This is a genomic window from Pseudomonas sp. NFACC13-1 (assembly GCF_900104425.1).
Lineage (GTDB): Bacteria > Pseudomonadota > Gammaproteobacteria > Pseudomonadales > Pseudomonadaceae > Aquipseudomonas > Aquipseudomonas fluorescens_AA.
The window spans coordinates 1-18,270 of the sequence record NZ_FMXV01000049.1 but is presented as its reverse complement, the minus strand read 5'-3'; the positions used below and the strand labels follow the sequence as shown (position 1 = coordinate 18,270).

The 18,270-nt window shown below is 53.0% G+C and carries 18 protein-coding genes and 2 pseudogenes; 3 read left to right on the top strand and 17 right to left on the bottom strand.

The window, feature by feature from the left end; genetic code table 11:
* Positions 1–61 precede the first annotated feature (61 nt).
* Together BLQ55_RS32655 and BLQ55_RS30465 are read right to left on the bottom strand one after the other, a co-directional pair.
* Positions 62–244: pseudogene (locus BLQ55_RS32655) on the bottom strand (aspartate aminotransferase family protein); the annotation flags it as partial.
* An 82-nt stretch (positions 245–326) separates the two neighbouring features.
* Positions 327–539, bottom strand: coding sequence for a hypothetical protein (locus BLQ55_RS30465; protein ID WP_092259393.1), 213 nt, complete (start codon positions 537–539; stop codon positions 327–329).
* Between the two features lie 250 nt (positions 540–789).
* Here BLQ55_RS30465 and BLQ55_RS33035 point away from each other — a divergent pair, with 250 nt between their 5' ends.
* Complete coding sequence (locus BLQ55_RS33035; protein WP_176814269.1) at positions 790–1,248, top strand: hypothetical protein; 459 nt, start codon at positions 790–792, stop codon at positions 1,246–1,248.
* Complete coding sequence (locus tag BLQ55_RS30455; protein WP_092259391.1) at positions 1,199–1,951, top strand: GntR family transcriptional regulator; 753 nt, start codon at positions 1,199–1,201, stop codon at positions 1,949–1,951. The genes BLQ55_RS33035 and BLQ55_RS30455 overlap by 50 nt, the downstream gene beginning before the upstream one ends.
* A gap of 91 nt (positions 1,952–2,042) precedes the next feature.
* On the opposite strand, the gene BLQ55_RS30450 is transcribed toward BLQ55_RS30455, so the two are convergent.
* The 13 genes from BLQ55_RS30450 to BLQ55_RS33030 all read right to left on the bottom strand — a co-directional run bounded on the left by BLQ55_RS30450 (position 2,043) and on the right by BLQ55_RS33030 (position 14,879).
* On the bottom strand, positions 2,043–3,398 hold the full coding sequence (locus tag BLQ55_RS30450) for an aspartate aminotransferase family protein (RefSeq protein ID WP_092259389.1): 1,356 nt from the start codon (positions 3,396–3,398) through the stop codon (positions 2,043–2,045).
* A 75-nt stretch (positions 3,399–3,473) separates the two neighbouring features.
* Entirely contained in the window at positions 3,474–4,538 is a 1,065-nt protein-coding gene (locus BLQ55_RS30445) for a phosphotransferase (RefSeq protein ID WP_092259386.1), read from the bottom strand.
* Positions 4,539–4,620: 82 nt separating this feature from the next.
* Positions 4,621–5,379 carry a GntR family transcriptional regulator gene (locus BLQ55_RS30440; protein WP_256326672.1) on the bottom strand — a complete coding sequence of 253 codons (759 nt, stop codon included), beginning with the start codon at positions 5,377–5,379 and terminating at the stop codon, positions 4,621–4,623.
* Between the two features lie 31 nt (positions 5,380–5,410).
* Positions 5,411–6,187, bottom strand: a complete 777-nt coding sequence (locus BLQ55_RS30435; RefSeq protein ID WP_092259383.1) for an amino acid ABC transporter ATP-binding protein — start codon at positions 6,185–6,187, stop codon at positions 5,411–5,413.
* Between the two features lie 65 nt (positions 6,188–6,252).
* The gene (locus BLQ55_RS30430; protein ID WP_092259380.1) at positions 6,253–6,936 is read right to left on the bottom strand and encodes an ABC transporter permease; all 684 of its coding nucleotides are present in this window, start codon (positions 6,934–6,936) and stop codon (positions 6,253–6,255) included.
* Positions 6,937–6,939: 3 nt separating this feature from the next.
* Positions 6,940–7,650, bottom strand: coding sequence for an ABC transporter permease (locus tag BLQ55_RS30425; RefSeq protein WP_092259377.1), 711 nt, complete (start codon positions 7,648–7,650; stop codon positions 6,940–6,942).
* Positions 7,651–7,721: 71 nt separating this feature from the next.
* Positions 7,722–8,501 (bottom strand): lysine/arginine/ornithine ABC transporter substrate-binding protein, encoded by a 780-nt coding sequence (locus tag BLQ55_RS30420; RefSeq protein WP_092259374.1) that lies wholly within the window; start codon positions 8,499–8,501, stop codon positions 7,722–7,724.
* Between the two features lie 116 nt (positions 8,502–8,617).
* Positions 8,618–9,391, bottom strand: coding sequence for an alpha/beta fold hydrolase (locus BLQ55_RS30415; protein ID WP_092259371.1), 774 nt, complete (start codon positions 9,389–9,391; stop codon positions 8,618–8,620).
* A gap of 53 nt (positions 9,392–9,444) precedes the next feature.
* On the bottom strand, positions 9,445–10,260 hold the full coding sequence (locus tag BLQ55_RS30410) for an HpcH/HpaI aldolase family protein (protein WP_092259368.1): 816 nt from the start codon (positions 10,258–10,260) through the stop codon (positions 9,445–9,447).
* Between the two features lie 72 nt (positions 10,261–10,332).
* The gene (locus BLQ55_RS30405; protein ID WP_092259365.1) at positions 10,333–11,424 is read right to left on the bottom strand and encodes a mandelate racemase/muconate lactonizing enzyme family protein; all 1,092 of its coding nucleotides are present in this window, start codon (positions 11,422–11,424) and stop codon (positions 10,333–10,335) included.
* Positions 11,421–12,233 carry an NAD-dependent epimerase/dehydratase family protein gene (locus BLQ55_RS30400; protein WP_092259362.1) on the bottom strand — a complete coding sequence of 271 codons (813 nt, stop codon included), beginning with the start codon at positions 12,231–12,233 and terminating at the stop codon, positions 11,421–11,423. Before BLQ55_RS30400 ends, BLQ55_RS30405 begins: the two co-directional genes overlap by 4 nt.
* Positions 12,234–12,318: 85 nt before the next feature.
* Positions 12,319–13,830, bottom strand: a complete 1,512-nt coding sequence (locus BLQ55_RS30395) for a CoA-acylating methylmalonate-semialdehyde dehydrogenase (RefSeq protein ID WP_092259359.1) — start codon at positions 13,828–13,830, stop codon at positions 12,319–12,321.
* Between the two features lie 344 nt (positions 13,831–14,174).
* Positions 14,175–14,879, bottom strand: coding sequence for a methyl-accepting chemotaxis protein (locus tag BLQ55_RS33030; protein ID WP_371128557.1), 705 nt, complete (start codon positions 14,877–14,879; stop codon positions 14,175–14,177).
* Between the two features lie 1,526 nt (positions 14,880–16,405).
* Here BLQ55_RS33030 and BLQ55_RS30385 point away from each other — a divergent pair.
* The gene (locus tag BLQ55_RS30385; protein ID WP_092259352.1) at positions 16,406–17,341 is read left to right on the top strand and encodes a D-hexose-6-phosphate mutarotase; all 936 of its coding nucleotides are present in this window, start codon (positions 16,406–16,408) and stop codon (positions 17,339–17,341) included.
* A 92-nt stretch (positions 17,342–17,433) separates the two neighbouring features.
* Here the strand turns inward: BLQ55_RS30385 and BLQ55_RS30380 are convergent.
* Positions 17,434–17,571: pseudogene (locus BLQ55_RS30380) on the bottom strand (transposase domain-containing protein); the annotation flags it as partial.
* Positions 17,572–17,909: 338 nt separating this feature from the next.
* A partial coding sequence (locus BLQ55_RS30375; protein ID WP_143011805.1) for a methyltransferase family protein occupies positions 17,910–18,270 on the bottom strand: 361 nt, incomplete at its 5' end.

Below are 18,270 nucleotides of genomic sequence, written 5' to 3'. Positions count from 1 at the left end.
GAGCCCCTTTCTACAGGAAGGCTCTCGAACCTCAACCTTGGAAGCTGAGGCTCGGCAATAGCTAGATCAGATTGAGTTCCTGGCCCGTGCGGTTCATTGCCCGGAGAGTTTTCTCTACTAACTCATCAAGCTCAGAATGGTTAGCGATCAAAGCAGGCGCCATGATCATCCGACGCAAGGTTGAGCGGATAATCAAACCCTCTTCAAAACCGACAGTCCGGCAGTGCCAGGCGATATCGTTCTCCTGGCCTTTAAACCCGGCCCTGAGCACCCCCTCCTGCCAACCGGCTGCACCAGACTTGACAGGGCCGCCCTGATTATAGGATTCACCTGTGAAACGCCCCGTAGAGCGCCTGCAACATAAAGTCAAGCTTCGTATTGTCGTCTTTATAAATCGTTGCTGCCCAAGCACTCTGATCCACTACAGCCAAGGCTAATCCGAGGAAAATATTAACAGCGCCGAACTGGACCTTGAAGGAGCGAACCTTCTGTTCATTCGGCTTCTTGCAAGTCAAGGTGATCCGGCTTTTCGAAGACATACTTCATCATTTTAATTATTGGAGGCAGGAAGGTAAGTTCACGACGCCGAGTGTTTTTTTTAAGTTTGCTCGCTTGGAGGTGATCGTATGCCCGGATCGGGAGGCATGGCTTGTCTCTGCGTGACAGCAGAATTAGCTGTCGCTGCCAAAAATGGAGACCCTCGCCGGTGTCACGTCACCGGCAGGTCGGTCGTCGCGCGCGCACCTACGCAGGCGAGCTGTTTCGGTTTTGCCGTTGCCCGGCTCGAGCATGCAAATCGGTGTCGTGGGCGTGAACTTTATGGTCGCTCATGACGTGACGCTTGATGGCGTTGATCTCGGACTGGCGATACGGTGGCAAATGGTCAACAAATGGAGACCACTTCCCTATCGTACCGGTCAGTCTGAGATGGAGATCCATCGCCTCAGCCCATGCGACTTTGTCACTGTGAGCATTGGTGATTTTTTGGCCCCCCCTTTGGGCCTGTTGAACATCAACCGGATCCGGGTTGCACCGATCGCCCATGAAGTGAATCGCCTGGATCGATTACCAATCGGTAACTACTTTTTTCACGACGTGATAAGGCCCAAAATTTTGGCCAAATATCTTGATCGCCAGGCTGGGTTTTCTGTGATAATGGAACATTGGTATATCAGTTGGAACAACCACAGGAGAGCCCGTGAACGCACACGTTTTTCATCCGGATCAGTTAGATCATCGTCTGCCTAAAACAGCTCAGGTTTATGAGCTGCTGCGTTCAGCTATCATCTCTCTGAAACTCCAGCCCGGTGAAACAATAAGTGAGAAGGACCTCTGCGCTCAGTTGGATATTTCGCGCACACCTCTGCGCGAAGCCATCCTACAACTCGCCAACCAAAAGCTCATTATCATTCGCCCCAATGCGAGTACGGTGGTCAGCCCCATCAAGCTCAAAGACGTGCTAGAAGGCCAACTGGTTCGCGAGACGCTGGAAATGCGAAGCGTCAAATTGGCGGCCCGCTTTTTCAGTGAGCGGAACGCCGATGCCTTCAGCACGTCTTTACTATTGCAGCGCAGCGCATCTCAGCGAAAAGCTACTGACGAGTTTTACGCACTGGATGAAGAGTTCCACAAAATCATCTGTGAGTGCTCGGGCTATCCCAATCTGTGGCGCTTGCTCAATGGTGCAAAGGGCCAATTGGACCGTGTACGCCGGCTCGCCTTTCCGGTGCAAAATCACTTCGACGAAGTCATCGCCGAGCATGAAAAAATCGCAGCAGCGATCATGAGCAATGATGAGACTGCAGCTGAAAATATAATGCTTGAACACCTGGACAGTATTTTTGAAACACTGCTGATTCTTATTGACGAACGAGCCGACTTTTTTACCGAAGACTCGATCGCTATCAAGCAATGCAAGGAACTTAAGGATTTCCGTCGTTTGGTCGGATAGCCACTCTCAGAGCATCTGTGGCCGACCCGCTTACGCAAAATAGAAAGGCCCCGCGTCGATGGCGGGGCCAAACGGTCGACGCCGTATACGGTTAAGCGTTACGTACCACTTCCTTCATAGTCTCTTCGAAACGATTCAGCAGCACATCGGCATGCTCTATCTGAAATGGAAGCAATGGACGAATTTTCAACGAGTTTTCCCCCCGCCCTGTTGTACTCATCAGGACTCGACGCTCACGCAGCCCATTTACAACCTGGAGGGTGATGTCTCTATCTACCTCCTTTGACTCTTGATCCTTGACGAACTCTACCGCCAGATAAAGACCTGCACCGCGAACGTCACCTATCTGCGGATAGCACTTGGCGATTTCCTTGAAACCGCTAAGAAGATAGTCGCCCACCACCTTCGAGTTGTGCATGAGCTTTTCATCGCGGATTACATCAAGCACCGCTTGCGCAGCAGAAATGCAAACGGGATTCCCGGCAAAGGTATTGAAGTAACGAATTTTGCGGCCAAACTCTTCCAGTAATTGGGGCTTTGCCACAACTCCAGCTATGGGAAGACCATTACCCATTGGTTTGCCCATGACGACCAGATCGGGGTGAATGCCATGGCGCTGGAAGCCCCACATATGGCTTCCGGTACGACCAAAACCAGGCTGGACTTCATCGGCGATATACAGACCGCCATGTTTGTGGACGGCTTCGATGGCTGGTTTCAGAAATCCAACAGAGTCTGTGAGCAGACCATCAGTCGAGAACAGGCTGTCGGCGATGAACGCTGCAAACTTGATACCGTGACGTTCCATGTCTTCAACAGCAGCGTCGATGTCATTCGCTAAACGGGCGCCCACATCGACATTTGGACCAGCACGATATGCGTCTGGTGCGCGAACGGTACGAACATGAAGATCAACGGGTACGTGTTTGCCCATCGTCGTCGAGATTGCAGCCACGGCTGAAGTGATGCCATGGTACGCGTATTCGGTAACGATGATTCCGGTGCCACCGGTATTGAATTTCGCAATCCGCATAGCGAGATCGACAGCCTCACTTCCGGTGCAGGTGTACATCACACTACCGAGATCGCTCCGAAATGTTTCAATCAGTTGTTCAGTGTAATCGAGCAGACTTTCGTTCATGTAACGCGTGTGTGTGTTCAATGTCGCAATTTGCTTGGACACTGCCTCAGCCACCCGTGGATGACAATGACCTACAGAAGGAACGTTGTTATAGCAATCAAGGTATTCGTTACCTTGAGGGTCATACATGTGAACGCCTTCTGCACGTACGAATTGAACCGGATGCTGGTACATCAATTTATATGCGGAGCCAAGTAACCTCTGGCGACGCTCAACGATAGAGCGCTCCTGAGCATCAAGGGTGTTCAACAACGCCATGTCGAACCCGTTTTGCATGCCGGCAGTGGGGGAATAAGCTTCAGACATTACAGCCTCCTAATTGGAACGAGAGTCACTTGGGTTCGACTGACTAAATACTACGATTGGCCAGGGGATCGGGTTTTACGACTTGTATTGGCAAGCGCGAATAAATTGGGCGTTGACCTCTTCTTTATCCATTAGTACGAGCGCTTGGAGTTGCTGCCAGGCACGCGAGGTATTTCGCAAAATATAAGCAGCATTTTCCGGGAAGCGTTCTGCGCGCCATTCGCTGATCGTGATACGTACGACCATCCGCGTCATGATCAAGTCATACATCAAGGCAAACTCGTCCAACTTTAACGGAGTGACCGAGTGGTAGCCGGCGACGAAAGCCTTCGCCCCATCAAGAAAGTGTTTAAGCTCGCCGAGCTGATAGGCTGCTCCTACCGCAACATCATTGATCAACGGAGTGCGAACCATATCCCCAAAATCTAGAATCGCAACGACTTCGTCCGTATTCTCGGGCGAAACAAGCGCATTATCGGAGTTAAGATCGTTGTGCACGATTTGAGTACGCATGCTTGCATATCGGGGCTTAATGTCGCGGACAAACCTGTCCAGAATGTTATCCAATAGTGCACGGCGCTCTAAGTTGCTGATCTCAGTCACCATCCCACTCAGCCGATCAGCGTGTTGAATATCCCACACAAGCGTGTGATTAGCCGCCGGGTGGTCAAAATCACGTAAAGCCTTGCCAAGTCGAGCTGATACAACACCTAGGTTTCGCTGTTGTTGCAGGGTGACTGGCGCATTTCGCAGCAGTTGACCTTCCAAGTATGAAACGAGACGTACCGTACGCTCCTCCCCTCCCATCATTAGACGAAGCTCTGCTTGCCCATCCTTCGTCCGAATGACGCGCTGAACCGGCAGAGTTGGATCGGCGTGTTCTATGTGCAACAAAGCTTCCGTCTGAAGATTGCTAACCTCACTATCCTCTCCGGGATGAGCGAATTTCAAAACATAACTGCCATTCATGCACGTGAGACGGAAGTTCTGATCCCGTTCGCTTATGAGTCGCGAGGCGGTACCCGACACTCCAAAATACAACTGTGCCACCTCTACCGCCTCTTGCACTGAAACCTCCGCGGCCACCTTGGTAAGGCTATCGTTTTCGCTGAGTGACATTGCCTGATGGATCTCGCTCATAGGAGCCTCGCATTAATTCGAATCAAAACCAATATATCAGTATATTAAGAAACCGTACAGAAAACGGCTATTTAAATCCTGATTACCTGACTCTGCGGCGATAAGCGGCTGCGACGTCAGGCAACGACGGCGCTGGTGTATCTTCTATGAGCAAATGCCCCTTCGTTTGCAAGAGGATTTTCAGCGTGTCGAAGATACTGTCCATATGCTCAAGCATCATCCGTTCCGCTTGGACTTCATCCCGATTACGGACTGCTTCATAGATCGTACGGTGCTCATCAATCACTTCGGCAAAATGATCCTGCATCGGAAACGCAAGTCGCCGAATGCGGTCAAGCTGCCCTTTCGAACCATCGAATACATGCCATAGATTGGAGAAGCCGGAGCATTCGCAAATTAAACGATGGAAAGCTTCATCTAAAGAGTAGAATTCCTCCGACTCCTTTCTCACCAACGCATTCTGTTTTCGCAAAAAGAGCGTATCAAAAGAACCCTCGAGTTTCGGTTCGAAAAAGCGCGCAGCCAGCCGAACACAACGAAGTTCAGCAGTCTCACGAATGAGCTGACCTTCCAGGACATCTACTAATCGGATGGGGGCGACATGCGTGCGGGCGTTTGGCCTGATCAGAACGAGTTTTTCACTGGCTAACCGCAGCATTGCTTCGCGAAGTGGCGTGCGTGAAATTTCCAACTGCTGGCATATATCTTTTTCGTTTAGTACTTCGCCTGGCTCAAGGCGCAAGCTTATGATTGCCGACCGCAATAGCGCATACACTTGAGCTGTTTTCGGCAATCGATGATGTAGCATATCGGGAGAAAACAACTCATGTATCTGCCGCATACCGAATCCTTTACGCTCGCTTACACTGCATTCAGTGAGCAATTATTTGACTCAAGAATTGCTTCGCGCGCTCGGTTTGTGGCGCATTGAAGAAGGACTCCGGGGTTGCAGACTCAATGATCTCTCCACGATCCATGAAAATGATTCTGTCAGCCGCCTGGCGAGCAAATCCCATCTCGTGAGTGACGCACAGGAGCGTAATACTGCTTTCGGCAAGGCCACTCACAACGTCCAATACTTCTTTCACCATTTCAGGATCCAGCGCAGAGGTGGGCTCATCCAGCAGCATGATTTTCGGATCCATGCAAAGAGCCCTCGCAATCGCTACACGCTGCTGCTGCCCTCCTGATAACTGGCTAGGGTAGTGGTTCACTTTGTCCGACAGGCCCACGCGCGACAACAGCGCCATAGCTTTTTCCTTCGCCTGGGCCTTGCTCAACTTAAGAACTCGCACCTGGGCAAGCATGCAGTTTTCCAGTGCGCTTAAATGAGGAAACAAGTGAAATCCTTGGAACACCATGCCTGTCTCTCGCCGGACGATGTCGACACCACTACCATCTGTGCCTAATTGCGTGGTATTGACTCGAAGCGATCCTTCCTGAAATGCCTCAAGTCCATTGATACACCGGATCAGAGTTGACTTTCCGCTGCCAGATGGGCCGCAAACCACGATTCTTTCACCCTTGGCGACCGCAAGGTCAATGCCGTTGAGAACGACAAAATCGGCATACCTTTTTTTCAGGCCAACCATCTCGACGACTGAGTTATTTGACACGGAAAGCGGAAGCGAATCAGTCTTTTGAAGCATGGAATCTATCCTGTGATGATTGGCTGCTGAGTTCGCCGTACTGAACAATGTTTTCATCCGATACCTCAGCGAATCAGGTGTTTGGTCAGCCGGGCGTTGAACCAGGCACACATGCGGCGGATCGTTTCCACCAGGGTCAGGTAAAGCACGGCAGCCCACAGATACACTTCGAAATCGAAAGAGCGAGAGAACGCCAACCCCGTCATACCCATCAGCTCAGGCACGGTAATCGTGCTCGCAATAGCCGAAGATTTGAGCATCAAGATAAGTTCATTACTCAGTGGGCGCAGACCAACGATCAAGGCTTGCGGGGCAATGACATCTCGCAGACCGGACGCCTTGGACATACCCAAAGCATGGATCGCTTCCCACTGCCCCTTCGCCACTGACAACACCGCACCGCGCCAAATCTCTGCCTGGTAAGCCGCGGTATTTAAAGTGAAGGTCAGGACAGTGCACCAGAAGGCGTCCCGAAAAAACCACCACAACCCGATCGACTGTAACTCGGGACGCAGCTGGCCCGCACCGTAGTAAACCAAAAAAGTCTGGGCGAGCAGCGGCGTTCCACGAAACAGATAGGTGTAACCATAAGCAGTGCGGCTGATCCATTTGATCTCGCTCATCCGAGCAGCGGCCAGCGGCAGCGCCAGGATGGCGCCCAGTGCCACGGAAAGAAACACGATTTGAAGAGTAAGGCCCAAACCCGCCAGCATCCGCGGCCCGTAGGTTTGCAGGAGCTCCCAGTTCATGAATCAAGTTCTCCCATAAAAACGGTTGGCGCGTTTTTCCATCACGTTGAGCACTTGTCCCGACAGAATGGAAAAGAGCAGATAGATCCCACAGGCCAAAGCGTAGAAAAAGAATGGTTCCTTGGTATTGCTCACCGCAAGATAGGTTTGGCGCATGAGATCAGAGAGTGAAATGACCGACAGCAGCGAAGTTTCCTTGAGCAGCACCAGCCAGAGATTGCCCAGGCCTGGCAGTGCGATGCGCCACAACTGAGGAGCAGTGACGAAGCGAAACCGATCCAGCCTGGAAAGCCCCAGCGCAAAGGCCGCTTCACCTTGCCCGCGAGCAACAGCCTGAATGGCAGTGAGAAAGACCTCGCTGGAAAAGGAGCCAAAGACCAAGCCCAACGCCAACATTCCGGAAAAAAAACCATTGACCTGGAAGGCCTGCCAACCGAGGGACGCCGACGCTTCCTTGATCAGCAGTTGAACGCCGTAATAGATGATGAAGATCGTCAGCAGTTCTGGAAGCCCACGAAATACCGTCACGAATACGGTGCAAAAGCGGCTAAGGACTGGCCTGCCACTGTTCATGCCCAAGGCAAGCCCCAATCCTAGCGCCAGGCCCAGAGGCAAGGTGCACAGAGCTAGCTGAATTGTCAGCCAGGCGCCCTGAAAAAGTGGGGATGCCCAACCATCGGGGCCGAAAGAAAGAAGTTTGAGATAGTGTTCCATGTTCGGGCCTCATGGGCCTGCCCACTCGGACAGACCCAAATCACGCAACGGGCTACGCGCCGTTATTCACATCAATAAATGGAAAACGGAAAGTACTTCTTATTGATTTTTTCGTAGGTGCCGTCCGCGATGATCGCTTTTGTAGCCTCGTTCAAGTTGTCTCTGAGATCGGCATCTTCCTTACGAATACCAATCCCCTTGCCTACGCCGAAATATTGCTGATCGCGTACTTCCTCACCGACAAATCCGCAGCAACTACCGTCCGTGGTTTTTAGCCACTGATAGAGAATTGCGGCGTCAGAAAAAACAGCATCAACCCGGCCATTCGCAAGGTCCATGTTGGCATCGTCGACTGTTTTGTAGAGCTTGACCTGGGCATCCTTATATTTGTCTTCCAGGAAAGTAGCCTGGGTAGTAGAACCCTGCACGCCTATGACCTTACCCTTCATGCCAACCGACGAGGTATCGGTAATCCCGCTATCCTTGACAGCGATGAAACGTGCTGGTGTCGCGTAGTATTTATCGGTGAAGTCGATTTTCTTTTTGCGCTCGTCAGTGATGGCCATTGAAGCAACGATTGCGTCATATTTCCCAGACATGAGCCCTGGGATCATTCCGTCCCACTCTTGGGAAACGACTTCGCATTTTGCTTGGATTTTGGCGCAAAGAGCGTCGGCGATGTCCACGTCAAAACCCGTCAGCTTGCCGTTCTCGATGTAGCTGAACGGAGGATAAGTCCCCTCCGTTGCAATTCGAATCTCCTTCCAATCCTTCGCATTGGCAGAATTTGCGAAGCTTGTCAGAGTGGAAATGATTGCAGCGGCGACCAGTGATTTTTTATATAGGTTCATCGTACATCCTCAGCTCAGATCCAGGTGGGCTTGCATACTGATATATTGGTATACTTAGATAACAATAACAGGATCGCAGGGTGTGGCAAGGGGCTTGTGAAAAAATTTTGTACCGTTCAGCCGCGGGTGGTTACGTAGGTGATGAACGCTTCCACAGCTTTCACCAGAGCGGCCGGATCCTCCCTCATAGCGTAGTGCCCTACTCCGGGGAGAAGTTTGCAATGACTGTTTGGCAGCAGCGGGAGAACCTTCTGCGTCATAACCTCCAGCGTCGCTCCGGGGTCCAGCTCTCCCACGATCACCAGCACCGGTGCCGTAATCCCTCGGATTTCTTTCTCCATGTCATCGTGTGTCCAAGACTGGAGATAACCCGTGAGCGCATCCGGACAGGTGGTATCCAGACTGACCGCCAAGGTGTGGTTTAGCCACGCTATTGATTGGCGATGCCCTGTATTTATGTCGATCAACGCACGTCGAACATGAGGGGCAGCCATCGCTGAAACCAACAGGTTTCGTCGCTCTTCAGTAATTTTTGACCCACTGGCGGGGACTGTCGAAAGAAGTACCGCACACTGGATTCGCTCCGGCGCGATATGCAGTAGCCATTGAGCTGACATACCAGCCATTGAGTGTCCAAGCACACTGAATCGTGTCCAACCCAACCTATCGGCAAGTTCTAGAACATCTTCGGCAATCGTACGTACGCTAAACGGCCCATGCGAGTCGATCCGGTCGCCATAGCCTCGGCAGTCCATGAACACATAACTGAAGTTTTCCAGATCCAGGTACGCATGCATGGGATCAAACAAACGCCGCCCGGCCATCCAGCCGTGCACGATGATCACTTTCAGTGGGCCGCGTCCGAGCTCAACCTCAGGTACATTAACCATAAAACACTCCCCCGCCGGCTTGCTCCGGCGATCGTTGATGCCCGAACTGAATGTCAGTACTGGTCGACCGTGCCAGTAGGTAATGAGGCACTGTCATCAATCCCCTGACGGACTGCTTTAAGGCTCGCACTGGCTGCGTTGGTCAACATTCGAATGTCATTGGCGACGGTGACCATATCAAAGCCCCACTCCAAAGCACGTAACGCATACGATGCCGTACCGCAGTGCAAGGCAGCCTTGATTCCGTGACCATGCGCGCTGGCCAGGATGCGTTTGATGGCCTCGATGATCTCCGGCTCCTCACGGTCGAAACCATTTGGATAGCGCATTCCAGTGAGCCCTATGGTCAGGTCGGCGGGGCCGATGTAAAGCCCGTCGAGACCCGGTGTTGCGGCAATCGCCTCAAGATTCCCCATGGCTTCACGAGTCTCAATCATCGCAAAGCAGAGCATGTTTTCGTCCGCTTCAGGTCCGTAATTTGTCCCCGCTGAAATACTGGCCCGGCTTGGCCCATAGCTGCGAATTCCGGCCGGCGGGTAACGGACACAGGAAACCAGCTCCGCAGCTTGCTCAGCCGTGTTGATCATTGGGCAAACGACCCCATAGGCTCCAGCATCAAGCGCTTTCATGATTGCACTTGGATCAAGCCATGGCACCCTGATCATTGGCACTACCTTGCTGGCCCGCATCGCTTGCATCATCCCGACCGATGCCTGGTAATCAACGATGCCATGCTGAAGGTCGATGGTCAGAGCATCGTAGCCTTGCTCCGCCATCACCTCGCTGACTAAAGGACAAGGGATAGACAGGAAGCCATTGATTACCGGCTTGCCTTCACTCCAAAGTTGCTTGATGTAATTGGGTTTCATCGCCGTGCCTTTTCGTCACATGATCTGGATACCGACATCGAGCCCGATACCGGCGATTGATACAGGCCTGTCTTACGCTCGTCGGTATTTAGTGAGTACTGCCATGTCCGGGAAAAAGCCCAAACCAGCTTCCTGAGGAACCGTAATCTGATCGCCAGTACGTCTGCCTTCAACATCAGCCAGCCAAGCCTCGGGGTGGACGAAGTTGTATTCGAGCGCATGAACGGACGGATTGGCAGCGGCGAGTTGCAGGCTGGCGAAGAAGCCGGGGCCGAAATAGGGTGAATGCGGCATCAGCGAGACACCCGCAGCGTCAGCGAGCCGAACAATTGAAGAGAATTCGGAGATCCCGCCCACCTTCGTGACGCTCGGTTGGACGATGTCGACGGCTTGCATATCGAATGCCTGCTTGAACTGAAACGCGGTGGTCCAATTCTCACCACCTGAAATAGGCAGCCGCTTATGACGCAGGGCATTCAATGTGTTGAAGTCTTCTGGCGGATAGATAGGTTCTTCAAGCCATGCCAGGTTGAGCGTCTCTATCCTTGCCCGATTATTTTCAACGAACTCGGGAGACCATTGGCAATTCACGTCGACGCAGATGTTCCGGTCGGGCCCGGCGGCCTCTCGACAAGCCTCAATAATGTCGAGGTCAACTTCATGGAGTTTGATGGAATTGAAACCGGCTTCCATCACTTCCTGGCAAGTTTCGACGGCAAGCCCCTTGTCGCCATAACGCACCATGCTCGCATAAAAGGGAATCACCTCGCGGCGGCCTTCCCCTAGCAGTTGATAAAGCGGCACATTGGCACGTTTTGCTGCCAGATCCCACAGTGCAATATCGACGCCGGAAATTGCGAAAATGGTGATCCCGTAACGTCCAAACATATGGAGACTTTGTTGAGTTTTCCGATTCCACGCAGGGATATCTTCGACCGTTTTACCGATCAAAGAGGGAAGAACTAGCCGGTCAATGATCGCCTTCGTCGCGTCGACCGTAAAGTATCCAAAACCTTCGCCCCAGCCCACATTACCTAGCTCGTCTTCCAGCCGGATCAAAGCAAACTCGAGGCTCTTCCAGGCGGTCGGCATGATGCCCACGCCCGTACCACGCAGATGAAACGGAATTTCGACGATCATCGTTTCTGCTTTTACAATCTTCATTTGTAGTCCCTCGGGTCCGGGAGCGGCTGTTGGGTGAAGTAACCGCCGATGTAACCCGCGCCTTCCGCCTCGGTGATATTCGTCAACGGTTTGAAGCTCGGACTGCGGTGCTCAGATGAGTAATCGCGAGGTTGGTACCGCGCTTCCACTGAGGCCGAATTCTTGAGCAAAGGGTCGGGACATTTCGAGACGCCGTACACGATCTCGAAAATCCTCGCCTCTGCCGCAAGCCCCAGCTTGATTAACTGAACCATGTCATAGGCACTTACCCATAACCGTTCACGACGGCCATCAACAACTTGTTCATCTGCGTTACCGATGCGCAGGATCAGACATTTGATCCCGAAACGATGGGCGTACATTGAACAGGCTGCCTCACCGAATACCTTACTCAGCCCATAGAAACCATCAGGTGCAATATCAGATGACGGCGTATAGGGTTCTGAATTGAGGGGATGCAGCCCAATGGCATGGTGGCTGCTGGCAAAGATGAAACGCTCGACGGAAAATTCCCTGCACGCCTCAAGCAGGTTCAACACCGCTTGATAATTTGGCCCGATTGACGCTGCATAGGTGAGATTTGGAGCAACAGCGGCAGCCAGGTGAATGACCCCTACCACACCTTCCACAGCACTACGGGAAATTTGGGCATCTGCCAGATCACCAATGATTGTGGTCTCACCCGGCAAGAGATCATCGATTGGGAAAATGTCACAGAGGTTCAGGTCGTAGCCTTCAAGAAGAATGGGGCGCAGCAACCTTCCCACTCGACCGGCAGCACCGGTCACCAAAAGCCGAGGCTTGTTCATGGAGCTCTCCTGCTGTACCAGGCCGCGAACGGCCTGGCGTATTGTTATTGATATGCAGTTGATGAGTCAGCGTCGAAAGCGAGGCCTACTTAGCGGTCGGCATGCTGAACTCCGGCCCTTTGGCGATGCTGTCCGGCCAGCGCTGCATGACGCTTTTATAGCGACTGTAGAAACGCAGCCCTTCCTCTCCATAGGCGTGATGATCGCCAAACAAGGAGCGCTTCCACCCACCAAATGAATGCCAGGCCATCGGTACAGGTATAGGAACGTTGATACCGACCATACCCACATGAATATTGCGTGCGAACGCTCTGGCGACACCGCCATCGCTTGTGAAGCACGACACACCATTGGCAAATTCATGGGAGTTGATCAGGTTGACAGCCGCTGAGAAATTATCGACTCGCACAATTCCCAATACCGGACCGAAAATTTCTTCTTTCCAGATACTCATATCGGTTGTCACGCCATCAAAGAGCGTCGCCCCCAGGAAAAAGCCTTCCCCATTCTCAACTTTGAACGCTCGACCATCGACCAGTAGCTTGGCACCTTCTCGAACACCTGCTTCGATATATTCCACTACCTTGTCCCGATGCTGCGCAGTGACAAGTGGCCCCATATCAGCATCAAGGTGAACGCCATTCTTGATACGTAGCGCTTCAATGCGTGGACGAAGTTTTTCGATCAATCGATCAGCGACGTCCCCCACGGCGACTGCCACCGAAATCGCCATGCAACGCTCACCTGCCGAACCGTAGGCGGCACCGATCAGTGCGTCTGCCGCCTGATCCAGGTCCGCATCAGGCATGACGATCATGTGGTTTTTGGCGCCCCCCAGTGCCTGGACGCGCTTACCACGCTTGCTCGCTTCGTTGTGGATGTACTCCGCAATTGGAGTCGAACCAACGAAGGAAATCGCTTGCACATCGGGGTGCTGAAGCAGCGCATCAACAGCAACCTTATCGCCCTGGACCACGCTGAAGACGCCATCCGGCAAGCCAGCCTGCTTGAGCAAGTCAGCCAGCAACAAGCTAGCGGAGGGGTCGCGTTCAGAAGGCTTAAGAATGAAGCAGTTCCCGGCGGCCAATGCGATAGGGATCATCCACAGCGGAACCATGACAGGGAAGTTGAACGGCGTAACACCGGCACAGACGCCCAGCGGTTGACGAAGGTTCCAGTTGTCTATTCCTCCGCCGATGTTGTCACTGAAATCAGTCTTCAGCAGATTGGGTGCACCGCAGGCGAATTCGACGATTTCAATGCCTCGAGTGACTTCCCCCATGGCGTCAGTGAAAACCTTGCCATGCTCGCTGGTGATGATATGTGCCAGCTCTTTGTGGTGCTTATCCAGCAGCTCTTTGAACTTGAACAAAATCCGAGAGCGCCGTAATGGCGAGAGTTCTGCCCAGGCAGGGAATGCAGCCTTGGCGCAAGCCACTGCGGCATCGACTGTCTCAACACTGGCCAGCGAAACCACAGCCTGTACTTCACCAAGGGCAGGATTGAATACTTCACTGGTCCGAGCCCCGGCACCCTCGACCACGGAGCCGCCGATAAAATGGCCAATGATGTGCCGCTCGCTATTGTTAGAACTCATGGGTGTCCCCTGCTTATGCGTGAAGAGTGTTCTGTACGTCCAAGCCCCACCTGACTCTGTGTTCGAGCAAGAACGTGGGAAACGAATCAATACACTAATATATCAGTTAAAATTACACAAGGTGCATAACGTCCCAAGCCAGCTTAATCAGGTGGATTGACGTGCCACGGAATAAATTTTTCTGAGAAACTACTTAAAAATCATGACCTAACAATCCGCCGACGGAGGGAAAAAACTTAGGGGGCGAAAAATTGCAGTCTCGATTAGCAACAGCTTTTCAGCTGAACACGCTTCTTTAGCTGTAGGCCGCCCTCGCACGGCTTGGTTACTAAGGCAGTGGGCATTTACAGCTTGAAGGCTGCGGTATAACCCGAAAGCTGCCTGCTTCCGCAATCCAGTTGGTCCGTAGCCACTTTGACTTGCTCAGCGCTAGACAGAATCACCTTGGTCATGTCATCGATTTTCAGGATATTGCTACTGACTTCGTCTGCCGTGACGGCCTGCTGCTCTGCGGCAGCGGCGATTTGATAGATCATTCCAGTAACCTGCTCCACAGCGAGGGAAATGCTTTCTAGATGATCGTTAAGCCCTACCACGGCTGTTACGTCCTTGCGCGCTTGGGCACAGGCGGATTGCACGCCAATGACCGAGTCCCGCACAACCTTCTGCAGGGCGCTTACGGTCTCGCTAATGACCTGGGTAGATTCCTTGGTGCGTGTCGATAGTCCCCTGACTTCGTCAGCCACCACGGCAAATCCACGCCCGTGTTCTCCAGCCCGTGCGGCCTCAATCGCAGCGTTCAACGCAAGCAGGTTGGTCTGATCCGCGATGTTTTTTATTACAGCCACCACATTGTCGATTTGATGTGCCTGCGCTTCCAGTGATTCGAGATTACTGACCGCATTCTCGAGATTCGACGTCAGCCCCTTGATGCTTTCGATTGTGATACGGCTCTGCTCTGCTCCAACTTTGGCAACAGCATCCGCTGCTTGCGCTTGCTGGGATGCGTGCTCGCAATTGCGGGCGACGTCTAAAGCCGTTGAGGCCATCTCGGTGGCTGCAGAAGCGATAATACTGACTTGGACCTGTTGCGACTCCACGGCTCTTAATGATGAGTCCGACTGATGCGTCAAATCGCCAACGGTGAAATTCAATTCGCCAGTACGATCGTTGATGTTCATAAACGAGCGATGCAGTTGCCGTACTGCCTCATTGAGCGAGGACCCGATATCCGCCAGTTCATCGCGCCCGTAGAGAACAACTGAACCACGCAGATCGCCTTCCCTAAGGGAATCAGCTAAAGACGTAACACCCAGCGCACTGCGCCGAATTGCAAATTGGACGCATAACAGAATGTAAATCGCAGCACCGACTAGTGCGGCGAAGGCCGCAAGCGTAAGTATGAAAGATCGCTTGGCCTGGCCCTGATACACCGCGAGTCGAGCGTCGAACTCCAGAAGCGCAGACTGCTGCAACTGCGTCAGGTGCTGCTGCAATTGAAGCATTTTGCCAGCGAACACAGCCCCATCATTCGGTACAGCCTTGGCTTTAAAAAAATCATCTTCCACGCTTGAGAGGCTTTCGGCGATCTCTTTCAGACCCGCTCGGTACGTCTCCAGCCACACCGACAACTCTTGAGCCACTCCTTTTGGTAAGTCAGGCACGGCTGCGGCGGATGCCAGCAAGCGGGCCTTGGCGCTTGCGTCCCTGAGCTGCGATCGAGACATCAGGTTGAAACCTTTCGAAGCGATAACACCCTGCCCTATTCCGCTCAATGAACTGGCCACCTCCAACAACTCAGGAAGTGTTTTAGTGGCCAGTGTCATGAGTTCATAGGTTTCCGGCCATGGGTCCAGATTCAGCTTGTTTTGCCGCACAATGAGCGCGGACAAATCGCTCAACCCTTGTCCTTGACTGGTTGCAACGTTGTAAGCGTCTGGCCACCAACTCGCCATTGCTTGAGAATCCAAGGCAGCTGACTCCAGGCGTGCATGGTTTGTTTTCACAGTCTCGACCAGCTTTCCATGCATCGGTGCTGGAAAAGCAAGCGTTGGATTTTTCACCAACCCAGCCTCAAAACGACGCTCGCTGGTCAGCCAGGTTCTCATTCCCGTCTCTCGCGCCTCCAGTGAAATCGAAGCGATATCCACGGCCTTCCAATGACTGGCCTCGTTGCGCAGGGACACCCAGGTTCGCCTGGCCTCGTCCAGCTCAGAAAGCATAGCGACGCCACTGCGCTCACGATCAATCGCGTCCAGCCGCTGAAGATAGCCAGAGCAAAGCCCGTACGCGCCGTAGGCGACAGGAATGAGAAAGACCACCGATAGGATCTGAAACTTCCGTGCAAAGGCAAGCTTTCCAATCAGGGTGACTCCTGGCTTGAGTAGCATATTCATGGCTTTAGCCCCTGGACACGGTGAAAGGTCAAATCGGCAAGTGTTAAGCCTGTCGCCAATGAATCAAATGGTGCACACTCGCCGAGTACTCATATATCAATATACTAACGCAGCGATAGCAAGAGGCCACAGCAAAAAATGTCCATCACAAACCCGACTATTTAGAAGAGTTCAAACCTATGACCTCTTCGAAATCCATCCAGCGCGTCAAAATCGGCGACCTATGGGCGTTCAAAATTCGCTCCGGAGATGCCACGGCCGTAATCCTGGAGCAAGGATCACAGCTGCTCAGCTACGGCTTTGAAGGAGAAGAGCCGGTCATATGGGAAAGCCCACACGCTAAATTCGAAAGAGGAACGGCAGTCAGAGGCGGTGTCCCAGTCTGCTGGCCTTGGTTTGGCGACATGGCATGGAATTCCGAGCGGATCCAGTCCATGTGCACAAGCGCTGACTCCCCGCCCTTCCACGGCTTGGTACGAGATAGGGATTGGCAATTGGACTCCATACAGCTGACCGACTCGAGTATCGGCGTAACGTTCGGATTTGAAATGATTCCGAATCATTCAACTCTCTGGCCTCATCATGCACGTTTGCAACTTAGCTTCACCGTGGGGGAGTCAATTACGCTGGAACTGACAACCGAAAACCTGGGCAAAAGAACCCTCGCTATCAGCCAGGCTCTGCATTCTTATTATGCGGTGAGTAACGCCGAGAATATTCGCTTTATAGGCTTTTCAGGACTCAAGTATTTTGACGTTCTAGACAACTGGAAAATGAAAACACAATGCGAAGAACCGACAATCCGGCAGGAGACAACCCGGGCTTATATCGGGACGCCAAATCGATTCATCATTGAAGACCAGGCCTGGCAGCGACGGATTGTCGTTTCCACTCAGGGCAGCCGATCAGCAATATTGTGGAATCCGTGGAAAGAAAGGGCAGCACTGATTGATCAATTCAGGTCAGACTCCTGGAAGGACATGGTGTGCCTGGAAACTGCACGCATGGCAGAAGACAGCCTATTGTTAGAGCCGGGTGATATAGACAAAATGGCACTTAACATTTCCGTCGAGAGACTTAATACTTCCTATCAGAAAGGGCATCGAAACATCTGAAAACCGCCTAGACAACTAAACACAGGCGGCCCCCCCCCATAATCAATGTAAGCGCTCCATGCCCCCTCTTTTTTAAAGGTAGGAATCTCCGGCTATCTTGGAGTTTGCGGCGCGCAGTTCCACGGCAGCAAGGCCTCGAAGTCTTCTACGCTAGAGGCTTGTGGCAGACGCTCAAGGGTATAGCGCGGCCACGCATAAGGCTCTTGACCGTTGGCTTCAGCCGTTTCCAAGGCATAGTCGGATCCTCGCGAAATAGAAGATCGCGCTCTTGGCGCCGCTGGTCACCAGCACTTGCTGGGCGGTGTAGGTCAGGGCGTTTTCCCGCGCCGGACTACTTGTTAATCCAATCTGCCTTTGCCTGCACCGCGTTCATCGCGTTTGCAGTTGACCGTAAAGCCAAGGAAATGAACTCATCTTTCAGGCTCATGGCATCTCTCGTGCTCCAGAACATGATGAGTTCTCGGCAAGCTCGTCTCACCGAGAAGTGTCAACCATGTCCCCGTACACCTGTTGGCGATGTCCCCGCTCTATTCGCGGTTCCGCAGTCGGCAGCCGCGGAGCGGAATAGTCAGAGCCAGCGGCGAACCTTGGCCTTGTAGCGGCGGTAGTCGTCGCCGAACTTCGCTTCGAGATAGCGCTCCTCGCGGGCGATCACCTGCCTCTGGATCGCGATTAGCACCAACGGGAGCAAGGCGAAGGCGATCGGCCCGTCAAAGCCAATCGCAAGGCCGGCATAGATAAGCGCCATGCCGAGATACATGGGATTGCGCGTCCACCGATAGGGACCGGTCGTTGCGATGAGGGTCGTTGGCTGCGACGGCGGAATGTTGGTGCCCAGCCGCCGGAACAGCCCTGCCGCTGCGAGCATCATCGCCGCGCCGGCAACGAACAGCAGCGCGCCCGTCGCGACCAGCAACCGCCAGTCGATG